Here is a 12,468-nt window from a genome sequence, read left to right as displayed (position 1 = left end):
TAAGGGATCGCTGGTTCAATAACTAAGGCGTATTTCATATTTTCCGAATCTTTTGATTTGGTTGGCACGAGTGTTGCATCTCGTACTTGTCGAGCGAAACACGTGTTATCGACACGCGATGAGAGGGGATGACAGACATGACGGTAGCCACCAAGCGCGACTGGCGCCAGATTGAATTGTGGAAGGATGTTACGGAAGAACAATGGAACGACTGGATGTGGCAGTTGACCCACACCATTCGCACCGTGGACGAATTGAAGCAAGTGATCAACCTGACACCGGAGGAAGAAGAAGGGGTTCGCATCTCCAACCAGACCATTCCGCTCAACATCACCCCTTATTACGCCATGCTGATGGACCCAGACGATCCGAAGGACCCGGTACGGATGCAGTCCGTTCCGCTGTCCTCCGAGATGGTCCGGACGAAATACGATATGGAAGACCCGCTCCACGAGGATACCGACTCGCCGGTGCCGGGGCTGACTCACCGCTACCCTGATCGGGTGCTGTTTCTCGTAACCAACCAGTGCTCCATGTACTGCCGCTACTGTACACGCCGCCGGTTCTCCGGCCAGATCGGCATGGGTGTTCCCAAGAAGCAGCTCGACGCCTGTATCGACTATATCCGCAATACGCCAGAAGTGCGGGACGTGCTGCTCTCCGGCGGAGACGGCCTTCTGATCAATGACCGCATTCTGGAATACATCATCAGCAATTTGCGGGCAATCCCGCATGTGGAAATCATCCGCATCGGTACGCGGGCTCCGGTCGTTTTCCCGCAGCGCATCACGGAAAACCTGTGCAACATCCTGAAAAAATACCATCCGGTTTGGCTGAATACGCACTTCAACCATCCCAAGGAGATTACTCCGGAAGCCAAGCAGGCCTGTGAAATGCTGGCGAACGCAGGCGTGCCGCTGGGCAACCAGGCGGTTATCCTGGCCGGAATCAACGACTGTCCGAACACGATGAAAAAACTCGTGCACGATCTGGTGAAAATTCGTGTCCGTCCGTACTACATCTATCAGTGCGACCTCTCCGAGGGGATCGGCCACTTCCGCGCGCCGGTCAGCAAAGGGATCGAAATCATCGAGCATCTGCGCGGCCATACATCCGGTTATGCCGTCCCGACCTTTGTCGTGGACGCTCCGCACGGCGGCGGCAAAATTCCGGTCATGCCGAACTACATCGTTTCACAGTCGGCCGACAAAGTCGTGCTGCGCAACTTTGAGGGTGTGATCACGTCCTATCCGGAGCCGAAGAAGTATCACGCCCACGACGAGGAGAACTGCGAATACTGCAAGGCGGCCAAAGGAAAAGCGGTCGGTATTGCAGCGCTGATGAAAGACGAAGCCGACAATCTGGAGCCGACAGGTCTCGCCCGCAACAAGCGGATCAAGGCGACCAAGGTCAAGTCGTTGGCCGATGTGCGGCAGGAGCAGCGCGAGAAAAAGCAGGCCACGACGGAGAAACAGGCGTCTGGGGACTGAAGCGGGCCGCTACGGCCAAACAAACGTCGGGAGTTTGCAAGCGGGCCGTGACAGAGAAACAAACTACGAGAGATTGCAGTAGCCCGTGGGCTGAGAGGCAAGCGTCGGAGGATTAAAACAGGCTCCGATCATAAAACCAGTATCGGCAAACGGAAGCAGGACACTGATGAAACATAGCTCCGAGCGGAAAAAAGCATCCCGACCCGCTCTTGTACAAAAGACCGCCTTGGAAAAGCGAAGCCGTCCAGCTCGCTTGCTCCAAGGCGATTTTTCTTTGCCACGACCATCATCTGGAACGGTTCGTCCGGAGAAAGGGAGATGACGAGAGAGCAGCATATGTGTTAAGATCAGTGCATACGCTATCCTGAACGAACGCTCAGTCTGGACAAGCTTCAGGAAAGAAAAAATAATGAGTGAATGGTCATTCATTTTTTCTGTCAGTTCTGATAAGATAGAAAACAACAGTCGAACACGAAAAAGGGGGAGCTGAGAACCGTGCTGGCTCTAATCAATCTCATCGCGTTTTTTCTGGTGCTCGCATACGGTTTGTACCTCGCATGCCATGTGGTGTACAGCCGGTATCTCTTCATCAAACTGGGGAAAAAGCCGGATGTAAAGGACGACTTTGGCGCACGCATCAACCTGATGCTGGAAAACGTCGTCTTTCACAAAAAGCTGCTCAAGGACAAGAAGAGCGGCGTAATGCATGTCGTCATGTTTTACGGCTTTATTATCCTGCAGTTCGGGGCGATCGAGCTGATCGTCAAGGGGCTGGTCAAAGGCTTCGAGCTGCCGTTTGGCAGCGCTCACAAGTACTTCAGCCTGATGCAGGAGATCACGGCGTTTTTGATTCTGGCAGCAGTCGGCTACGCCTTCTACCGCCGCTACGTCGAAAAACTGAAGCGCTTGAAACGCGGCTTCAAGTCCGGCCTGGTGCTTTTGTTCATCTCTACCTTGATGGCTACCGTTTTGCTGTCGCTGGCCTTTGAGCAGCTTTGGCTCGGTCACGAAGCATCCGGCTTTGCTCCGATCTCGTCCGCCATCGCGGCAATATTCGCGGGAATCTCGGAGACAGCGGCTGCCGCACTGTTTTACGTATTCTGGTGGCTGCACCTGCTGATCCTGCTTGCCTTTGCCGTTTACGTGCCGCAATCCAAGCACGCCCACTTGATTTTTGCTCCGGTCAACGTCTGGTTTAAAAAGCTGGGGCCGGCAGGCAAGCTGTCGAGCATCGATTTTGAGGACGAAACGCAAGAAGTATTCGGGGTAGGCAAAATCGAAGACTTTACCCAGACGCAGCTGATCGATTTGTACGCTTGTGTGGAGTGCGGCCGCTGCACCAATATGTGTCCCGCTTCCGGCACGGGTAAAATGCTCTCCCCGATGGATCTGATCACCAAGATGCGCGACCACCTGACGGAAAAAGGAGCAGTTGTAACCTCCCGCACACCGTGGATGCCGAGCTTCGCGTTCGCCAATGCGACAGCAAACCAGCTGGCGTTTCAGGCTGGCGAAGCGGCAGCAGCCTCGGAGGGGGCAGCAGCTTCGATCTACGACAAAAACCTGATCGGCGACGTCATTACCGAGCAGGAGCTGTGGGCTTGTACCACCTGCCGCAACTGCGAGGACCAGTGCCCGGTGATGAACGAGCACGTAGATAAAATCATCGATATGCGGCGCTATCTGGTCATGACCGAGGGCAGCATGCCGCAGGAAGCCCAGCGCGCCTTGAACAACATCGAGCGGCAGGGCAACCCATGGGGGATCAACCGCAAGGACCGGATGAAATGGATCGAAGGCTTGAACGGGCAATATGAAGTTCCTACCGTACAAAACACGGAAGAATTTGAATACCTGTTCTGGGTAGGCTCGATGGGCTCCTTTGACATTCGCAGCCAAAAGATTTCCCAGGCGTTCGTCAAGCTGATGCATGAGGCAGGCGTCAAATTTGCCATTCTCGGCAATGAGGAGAAAAACTCCGGCGATACGGCCCGCCGCATCGGAAACGAATTTTTGTTCCAGCAGCTGGCGCAGGAAAACATCGCGCTGTTCCAGGCGTACGGCGTGAAAAAGATCGTCACCTGCGACCCGCATGCGTTCAATACGTTTAAAAACGAATACCCGGAATTTGGCCTGGAGGCCGAGGTGTACCACCATTCCGAGCTTCTCGCCGAATGGGTGCGCGAAGGCCGCCTCAAGCCGACAAAAGAAGTGAAAGAGCGGATCACCTACCACGACTCCTGCTATCTGGGCCGCTACAACGAGATTTACGACAGGCCCCGCCAAATACTGGAGGCCATCCCGGGCGTCGAAATCGCAGAGATGAAGCGAAGCGGCTGCGACAGCATGTGCTGCGGAGCAGGCGGAGGCCTGATGTGGATGGAGGAGCACGAAGGAACGCGGGTAAACGTCGCCCGCACCGAGCAGGCCCTCGAGGTCAAACCGACAGCCATCGCCAGCGCTTGTCCGTACTGCCTGACGATGATGAACGACGGCGTAAAAATGAAAGAGCTGGAAGAGCAAGTAAAGACACGCGACATCGCGGAAATTCTCGCGGATGCCATCTAGCGGATCGGCGAGGCCTGCAATCTCCTTGTCCCTTCAAACGGGGGCCAAGGAGATTTTTTTTCAAAAACCTGTATGTTCGATGTAAGAAATCATCGCCAGCCGGATCAATAAAGGAGAGGGGAGTGAGAAAGCTGGAACAGGCCAACATTCGGTTGGAAAAAACAAAGGAAGCTGTCTTTGAAAGTTTGGTTCGCGGCTATGTAAAAAAGATATTGCGGCTGGTTTACTTAATCGTCAAAGACCGAAATCTGGCGGAAGACATTACCCAGGAGGTCTTTCTCAAAGCGTACAAGAATCTCTCTTCCTTTCGCGAGGAAAGCTCGATGCAGACGTGGGTATACAAAATTGCTGTCAATGAATCGAAAAAATATTTGCGCTCCTGGTCTTTTCGCCATCTGTTTTTCCGCGCAGAGGTGGATGTAGAGGTGGTCGGGGATACGGAGTCCGCCGTGCTGCAAAGCGACAGCCGCATTCGCTTTGCCAGACTGGTGATGAGCCTGCCGCCCACCCATCGGCAAATCATTGTGCTCCACTACTATGAAGAGCTGTCGATTGAGGAAATGGCCGACATCCTGGATATTTCTGCGGGAGCGATCCATACCCGTTTGCATCGGGCGCGCCAAAAGCTGAGAGAACAGTTGGAAAAGGAGGGACTGGAATGGATCTAGAAAAACGTCTGCGGGAATTTAAACAGACGGCTGACCAGGCGATTCTGCGAGAAATGGACGACACCGCCGAGCTGGAGGAGCGTATTTTGGGCAAGGCGCGGGGCGGACAGAAAACGGCCGAGCGAAAGTTCGGGCATCGCTCCCTGTATAAGGTTGGGGCTGCGGCAGTGGCAGCAGCATCGCTCCTGCTATTTTCTGGCCCACTCTTTGGACCATCCAACCCGGCTCCCGGCGGGCATGTGACGACTGGGCCTGGTCCAGTGGATCCGGTTCCTGCCGATCCACCTTCTCTCCCCGCAGGAACGGCGCCAACACCACCTGCACCGGGTACTTCACCGGGAATTGGACAGCCGCCGGGCACTGACCAGCTAAGCGGCCCCAGCGACGAGGAGATTCAAAACAAGGTGCAGGAGATCAAAGAGGCTTTGCGCATTGGACTGACGCAGGAAGAGGTAAAAAAGCGAATCCAGGCGCCCTACAATGTCGTTGATGACAATGGGGATTTGGAAAATGGCGCTGATGAATTTTGGAACATCAGCTTCTTCAAGCAGGAGGGATATGTTCCCGAAGAGCCGGAATACGTAGTCGATGAAACAGGACTAAAAGCCAGAAAGGTCGGACTCAATCTTTTCATCGGGTGGAAAGAGAAAAAACTGTATATGTACTCGATTCAGTACGTACAGGGAGAGAAAAACGACATTTATTTTTACATGATGCGGCCAAACGGAACCGTCGGCATGGAGATTTTGAATGAGCGTCCATCCCCCTCTGTCCTTGACCTTGGCGATTCATTAAAAAACGCGTATTTCGGGTTTGTGGAGACAAAGAAGGATGGGGTCTTGTACGGGCTGAAGCCGGCAGACATCCTCAAGCTGTACCTCCATGCGGAAGAAGAAGGGGACCTCCTCACACAATACGCGTTCTACGCTGATGGCGGCGACGACTCCGCAAAGCCTTCTTTGGAGGCGTTTCTGGAGGATGTCAAAAACGACCCGGCAGGAGCGGAGAACACGCAAAAACGGCTGGCAGATCTGAGAGCGCATGTGATCGGCTTCGAGACAAAGGAGCAAAAACCGGAAAGCCCTTCCGGACAAAAGTCCAAGTATCTGGCAGAAGCGATCGTCTACATGCAGTTTTCAGACGGCAGGGAAGCACTCCCTTTCCGCTTGGTCAAAAATCAAGAAGGCGTCTGGAAGGTAAGCTGGATGCCGATTCAGTAACAGCTATATAGACAAAACTGACAAAAGCGACATAGCAATTTAGCAATAAGCCGACATAGCAACATACCGACTAGACAGACCATACAGACCATACAGACAACAGGCCTGCCCAGCTTTACGGTCAGGCCTGTTTTTTGAGCGTTGGCCAGCCTTTTCCAGTCCGTTCCGGCTTGGCGCAAATTGGACTCGACGAAAATCGAGGTTTTCTGCTGTATATTCATTGACTATTCGGAAAGAAGGGGGCAAAATGAAGAGAGAAGAAAAATGAGCGACCGCTCGTTCAGTTTGGTTTTCTGGATGTCACCATACAGGGAGGAACCGGATGATGAAAACGGTGATTGCAGGTGGAGCCCGTACTCCGTTTGGAAAGCTTGGCGGTTCATTGAAGGATGTATCGGCAGTAGATCTGGGTGCGATCGTGATCAGGGAAGCGCTGCAGCGATCAGGCGTATCCGCAGAGCAGGTCGATGAAGTGATCATGGGCATGGTCGTGCAGGCTGGCGCAGGGCAAATCCCTTCCCGGCAGGCGGCGCGCAAAGCGGGTGTACCGTGGAGCGTAGCCAGCCAGACGATCAACAAGGTGTGCGCATCCGGCATGCGGGCCGTTACGATGGGCGACCAGATTATCCGCGCAGGCGACGGACAGATTATCGTGGCGGGCGGCATGGAAAGCATGAGCAACGCCCCTTACGCGCTGGCTGGAGCGAGATACGGACTGCGGATGGGCGACGCCGCGCTGCAGGATCTGATGATGCACGACGGCCTTACCTGTCCGTTCGATCAGGTCCCGATGGCGATACACGGCAGCAATGTTGCCGAAGAGTACGGCATTACGCGCGAGGAGCAGGATCGCTGGGCATATCGAAGCCAGCAGCGTGCTGTGCAGGCGATGAAGGCCGGCTTGTTTGACGAAGAAATCGTGCCGGTAGCTGTTCCCCAGCGAAGGGGAGAGCCGCTCCTGGTCACCCGTGACGAGGCACCGAGGCCCGACACGACTTTGGAAGGCCTTGCGAAGCTGCCTCCTGTTTACAAAAAGGACGGAACCATCACTGCGGGCAATGCGCCAGGAATCAACGACGGCGCGGCAGCGATGGTGCTGATGTCAGAGGAGAGAGCCGCGGAAGCGGGGGTCAAGCCGCTTGCCACGATTCTGGGACACGCGCAGGTAGGAGCAGAAGCCCCCTACATTGCCACCACGCCGGGGCTGGCAATCCAGAAGCTGCTGGAGAAGACGGGCACCCGCCTGGAAGAGATTGAATTGTTTGAAGTAAATGAAGCTTTTGCCGCTGTCACGTTGACCAGCGGAAAAATCGTCGGCTGGGATGAAGAAAGGGTAAACGTGAACGGGGGAGCCATCGCGCTTGGCCATCCGATCGGAGCCAGCGGCGCGAGGATTGTTCTCCATCTGGCTCACGAGCTGAAGCGGCGGGGCGGCGGACTTGGCGTCGCAGCGATCTGCAGCGGGGCAGCCCAGGGTGACGCCATTTTGATCAAAGTAGAATAGCCGAAACGGAGGAGCGGATATGAACGTACAAACGATCATGGTCGTGGGAGCAGGGCAGATGGGCAGCGGGATTGCGCAAGTATCGGCGCAGGCCGGCTTTCAAGTGATCCTGAGCGACGTAAAACAGGAGTTTGTGGACCGCGGCCTTGGGACGATCCATAAAAACCTGTCCCGCAATGTGGAAAAGGGACGGATGAGCGAGCAAGAAAAAGCGGACATTCTCAGCCGCATCACCCTTTCTACCGATCTGGCCGATGGCGAGAAGGCCGATTTCGTGGTAGAAGCGGTAACCGAAAACATGGCTGTGAAGGCGGAAATCTTCAAAAAGCTGGATGCGGTATGCCCGGCACATGCAGTTCTCGCCTCCAACACCTCCTCGCTGCCGATCACAGAAATTGCGGCCGTGACCAGCCGTCCCGAGAAAGTGATTGGCATGCACTTTATGAATCCGGTACCGGTCATGAAGCTGGTGGAGATTATTCGCGGACTTCAGACAGCGGACGAGGTGTACCAGCTTACCGAGGATTTGTCCAAACAGATGGGCAAGGTGCCTGTCAGCGTCAACGACTTTCCCGGCTTCGTTTCCAACCGCGTACTGATGCCGATGATCAATGAAGCGATCTATTGCGTATACGAGGGTGTGGCTACGCCGGAGGCTGTCGATGAAGTGATGAAGCTGGGCATGAACCACCCGATGGGGCCGCTTACCCTCGCTGATTTTATCGGGCTGGACACCTGCCTCTACATCATGGAGGTGCTGTACGAAGGCTTCGGCGACTCGAAATACCGCCCCTGCCCGCTGCTACGCAAGTACGTAAAAGCAGGCTGGCTGGGCAAAAAATCCGGTCGGGGGTTTTACGTGTACAACTGAGAGGATTCATATAGGGAAAGGTAGGACTGACATGGATTTTCGACTCAATGAAGAGCAGGACATGATGCGTCGCATGGTCCGTGATTTTGCCCAGAAGGAAATCGCTCCGTTCATCCCGGTCATGGAAGAGACAGAACAGTTCCCCCGCGAGATCGTGAAAAAGATGGGGGAGATCGGCTTGATGGGCATTCCCATTCCGGAAGAATGGGGCGGTGCAGGTGCTGATTTTCAGTCGTATATTCTGGCGATTCATGAGATTTCCAAAGTGAGCGCGACAGTCGGGGTGATCCTGTCCGTGCATACGTCGGTTTGTACCAACCCGATCTTGTACTTTGGCACCGACGAACAAAAACGCAAATACGTGCCGCAACTGGCAGCGGGCAAAATGCTCGGGGCTTTTGCCCTGACTGAGCCGAATGCCGGGTCGGACGCCGGGCGCATTCGCACCTCGGCTGTCCGGGATGGAGACGCATTCGTTTTGAATGGAAACAAGGTGTTTATCACCAACGGCGGGGAAGCCGATGTCTACATCGCCTTTGCCGTTACAGACCCGTCGATGGGGACGCGAGGAATCTCCGCCTTTATCGTCGACAAGGACACACCCGGTTTTTCAGTAGGGAAAAAAGAAAAGAAAATGGGGCTGCACGGCTCCAGCACAACGGAGCTGATTTTTGACAACGCCCGGGTGCCTGCAGAAAATTTGCTGGGCGAAGAAGGAGACGGCTTCACCATCGCGATGGCGAATCTGGATGTCGGCCGGATCGGGATTGCCGCCCAAGCTTTGGGGATCGCGGAGGCCGCCTTTGCGTACGCAACGCAGTACGCCAAGGAACGGAAGCAGTTCGGACGGCCGATCATCGAACAGCAGGCGATCGCCTTCAAGCTGGCCGATATGGCGACGATGGCGGAAGCGGCGAGACTGCTTGTTTATCGGGCAGCCGATCTGCGAAGCAAAGGACTTCCGTGCGGCATGGAGGCGTCGATGGCAAAAAAATTCGCCTCCGATACTGCCGTGAAGCTGGCGACCGAGGCTGTGCAGGTTTTCGGCGGGTACGGCTACACGCGCGAGTACCCGGTTGAAAGGCTGTTCCGGGACGCCAAGGTAACGCAAATTTACGAGGGAACCAACGAGATTCAGCGCATCGTGATCGGCAAGCATTTGCTGTGCGATTAGGACAATGAGACGCAGGGAGTGGAAGCGATGAATTTTCAATTGACCGAAGAACAAGAGATGCTGCGCAAGATGATCCGCGATTTTGCCGAGACCCAGGTAGCTCCCACTGCAGCAGAGCGGGATGAGGAAGAGCGGTTTGACAGAGCGATATTCGAGCAAATGGCCGAGCTGGGACTGACAGGCATTCCGTGGCCGGAGCAGTACGGCGGCGCAGGTGCCGATTACCTTAGCTATGTGATTGCGGTAGAAGAGCTGTCTCGGGTAGACGCTTCTATCGGCGTTACGCTGTCGGCACATGTCTCGCTGGCAAGCTGGCCCATCTATAAATTCGGCACAGAGGAGCAAAAGCAGCGATTTTTGCGCCCGCTCGCCGAAGGCAAAAAGATGGGGGCGTACTGTCTGACTGAGCCTGGGTCCGGCTCTGACTCGGCAGGGATGAAGACTACTGCCGTTCGCGACGGCGATCACTACGTGCTGAACGGCAGCAAAATTTTTATCACCAATGCCGGGGAAGCGGAAATCTACATCGTCTTTGCCGTCACCCAGCCGGAGCTCAAGCATAAAGGGATTACCGCTTTTATCGTCGAAAAAGGTATGGAAGGCTTCACGATGGGCAAGAAGGAGAAAAAGCTGGGAATTCGTTCCTCGCCGACGCTTGCGGTCAATTTCGAAGATGTGCGTGTACCGCTGGAAAACAGGCTGGGTGAAGAGGGGCAAGGCTTCAAGATCGCGATGATGACGCTGGACGGGGGACGCAATGGCATCGCTGCCCAGGCGCTTGGAATCGCGCAGGGTGCCTTTGACCACGCCCGCGACTACGCCAAGGAGCGCAACCAGTTCGGCAAGCCGATCGCGGCGCTGCAGGCGATACAGTTCAAGCTGGCGGATATGGCGACCAAGATCGAAGCGGCCCGCCTCCTGACTTATCAGGCTGCCTGGCTGGAGGATCAAGGTCTGCCTTACGGAAAAGCATCGGCCATGTCCAAGGTATTCGCCGGCGATATCGCGATGGAAGTGACAACCGAGGCTGTTCAAGTATTCGGCGGCTACGGCTACACTCGCGAGTACCCGGTGGAACGCTTCATGCGCGATGCGAAAATCACGCAAATCTACGAGGGAACCAACGAAATTCAGCGCGTCGTGATCAGCAACTATCTGCTGAAGGAGTAGAGCGAACAGTATAGGGTGAGATGAGGGCGTTTCATGCACGAAATCACTAGACGCATTCTCGCAGGAGATGTGCGCGGGGCGGCCCGGGCCATTACCTGTATCGAAAACGACTATCCGGAGCGCAACCAGATTTTAAAGGAGCTTTTTCCTCATACCGGCAGGGCCAGGCTGATCGGCATTACGGGTTCGCCTGGGGCCGGCAAAAGCTCTCTGGTTGACTGTCTGATCGGCTATTTGCGTTCGCTGGAGATGAAGATCGGGGTGGTCGCGGTCGATCCGACCAGTCCGTTCACCGGCGGGGCGCTGCTCGGCGACCGTGTGCGGATGCAAAATCACGCGTTGGACAAAGGGGTGTTCATCCGCAGCATGGGAACACGCGGCAGTCTCGGCGGCCTTTCCGCCAATACGCGGGACGCTGTCCGGGTACTGGACGCCTACGGCTGTGATGTGGTCCTGATCGAAACGGTCGGCGTAGGCCAATCCGAGCTGGACGTGATGAGCATCGCCGATACGACAGCGGTGGTGCTCAATCCCGGCGGAGGAGACTCGGTGCAGGCGTTCAAAGCAGGCATCATGGAGATCGCAGACTTGTTTGTTATCAACAAGGCAGATTTGCCGGGGACGGAAAAGCTGCAGATCGAAGTGGAGCAGATGCTCGACCTTGCCAAGCACGACGCCCCTTGGCGTCCGCCGATCGTCAAAACGGTTTCCACCAGCGGGCAGGGGATGGCTGATTTGTGGCAGCAAATAGACCGCCACCAGCAGTTTCTGCACGAGTCCGGCGAGGCGGATGCCCGCCGTTCCCGCCATCTTCAAGAAGAAGTATTGGATATCGTCCGGGACCGTCTCTTTCAACGGCTGCAAGCCGGAATTCAGAGCGGTCGGCACGCAGAAGCGCTGGAGCGGGTGGCTTCCCGCGCGGAGGACCCTTACAGCGCCGCCGAACGCATCATCCTGCAATGGTGGGGGCAAAAATCCTGAAAAGACAAGGACCTTGCGGACAGGAAAAAGAAAGATTGGCTTTCCGCGCTCTCCAGGCGTATAATAACGTGGATATCAACATAGAGAGAGCGCGTTTGGTCTTTCTTTTTCCAAATGTTGTCTGACCAAACGCTCAGTCGGTTGGAAAGGTGGATATGTCGTGGAGAAGAAGAAAAACATACCGTCGCTAGTGAAGGACCCCAAGCTGATCGAGAAACGGCGCGAACAGATTATCGAGGCTGCCGTCGATCTGTTTATCAACAAGGGGTTCCACAAAACAACGACGCGTGAAATTGCCCGGGCGTCAGGATTTAGCATCGGCACCCTGTATGAATATATCGAATCAAAGGAAGACGTCCTGTATCTGGTATGTGACGCGATTCACGGTGAAGTGGAGAGCCGCTTGCGTGAAGCCATCACCTTTAACGGAACGGGCCTGAAAAACCTGAAGCTTGCCTTGCGCAGCTTTTTCCGCGTAATGGATCAGATGAGCGACCGCGTCCTGCTGATCTATCAAGAATCCAAGTCATTGCCGAAAGAAACGCTTCGCTATGTGCTGAGGCGCGAGGAAGAAATCACGCAAATTTTTGAAGAGATATTGCGCAAAGGCATTGCAGACGGCTCCATCGGCATCGATGAAAAGCACGTCAAACTGATGGCAGACAACATCATGGTGCTCGGGGAGATGTGGGTATTCCGCCGCTGGGCGCTAAAGCGCCACTATACGCTGGAGGAGTACACAGACAAACAGACGGCATTGCTTCTGCGCGAGATCAGCGTTTCCGAGTAGTCTTATGCAGCTGCTCGGTGAGCGCGTCACTT

10 protein-coding genes are annotated in these 12,468 nt (G+C 55.3%); all 10 read left to right on the top strand.

Going from position 1 to position 12,468, the window contains the following annotated elements; genetic code table 11:
- Nucleotides 1-137: 137 nt before the first annotated feature.
- Nucleotides 138-1,490 carry a lysine 2,3-aminomutase gene (ablA, locus tag NST37_RS23320; protein ID WP_081924368.1) on the top strand — a complete coding sequence of 451 codons (1,353 nt, stop codon included), beginning with the start codon at nt 138-140 and terminating at the stop codon, nt 1,488-1,490.
- Nucleotides 1,491-1,985: 495 nt separating this feature from the next.
- Nucleotides 1,986-4,058 carry a heterodisulfide reductase-related iron-sulfur binding cluster gene (locus NST37_RS23315; RefSeq protein WP_003388474.1) on the top strand — a complete coding sequence of 691 codons (2,073 nt, stop codon included), beginning with the start codon at nt 1,986-1,988 and terminating at the stop codon, nt 4,056-4,058.
- Nucleotides 4,059-4,180: 122 nt separating this feature from the next.
- Nucleotides 4,181-4,726 (top strand): sigma-70 family RNA polymerase sigma factor, encoded by a 546-nt coding sequence (locus NST37_RS23310; protein WP_003388473.1) that lies wholly within the window; start codon nt 4,181-4,183, stop codon nt 4,724-4,726.
- A complete protein-coding gene (locus NST37_RS23305; protein ID WP_024983743.1) occupies nt 4,717-5,946 on the top strand; it encodes a hypothetical protein in 1,230 nt (409 codons plus the stop codon). The genes NST37_RS23310 and NST37_RS23305 overlap by 10 nt, the downstream gene beginning before the upstream one ends.
- Before the next feature lie 325 nt (nt 5,947-6,271).
- Nucleotides 6,272-7,450: an acetyl-CoA C-acetyltransferase gene (locus NST37_RS23300; protein ID WP_003388470.1), complete on the top strand. Its 1,179-nt coding sequence runs from the start codon at nt 6,272-6,274 to the stop codon at nt 7,448-7,450.
- A gap of 19 nt (nt 7,451-7,469) precedes the next feature.
- Nucleotides 7,470-8,321: a 3-hydroxybutyryl-CoA dehydrogenase gene (locus NST37_RS23295; RefSeq protein WP_003388468.1), complete on the top strand. Its 852-nt coding sequence runs from the start codon at nt 7,470-7,472 to the stop codon at nt 8,319-8,321.
- Between the two features lie 31 nt (nt 8,322-8,352).
- A complete protein-coding gene (locus NST37_RS23290) occupies nt 8,353-9,495 on the top strand; it encodes an acyl-CoA dehydrogenase (protein WP_003388466.1) in 1,143 nt (380 codons plus the stop codon).
- Nucleotides 9,496-9,522: 27 nt separating this feature from the next.
- A complete protein-coding gene (locus NST37_RS23285; RefSeq protein ID WP_003388464.1) occupies nt 9,523-10,665 on the top strand; it encodes an acyl-CoA dehydrogenase in 1,143 nt (380 codons plus the stop codon).
- 33 nt (nt 10,666-10,698) lie between these two features.
- Nucleotides 10,699-11,646 (top strand): methylmalonyl Co-A mutase-associated GTPase MeaB, encoded by a 948-nt coding sequence (gene meaB, locus NST37_RS23280; protein ID WP_024983746.1) that lies wholly within the window; start codon nt 10,699-10,701, stop codon nt 11,644-11,646.
- A gap of 160 nt (nt 11,647-11,806) precedes the next feature.
- Entirely contained in the window at nt 11,807-12,436 is a 630-nt protein-coding gene (locus tag NST37_RS23275; RefSeq protein ID WP_003388459.1) for a TetR/AcrR family transcriptional regulator, read from the top strand.
- The last annotated feature ends 32 nt before the right edge of the window (nt 12,437-12,468 follow it).

Origin of the sequence: Brevibacillus sp. FSL K6-6036 (genome assembly GCF_037964015.1) — a bacterium.
GTDB lineage: Bacteria > Bacillota > Bacilli > Brevibacillales > Brevibacillaceae > Brevibacillus > Brevibacillus borstelensis.
The sequence above is the reverse complement of the archived record's forward strand: the minus strand, read 5'-3'. Positions and strand labels throughout refer to the sequence as shown.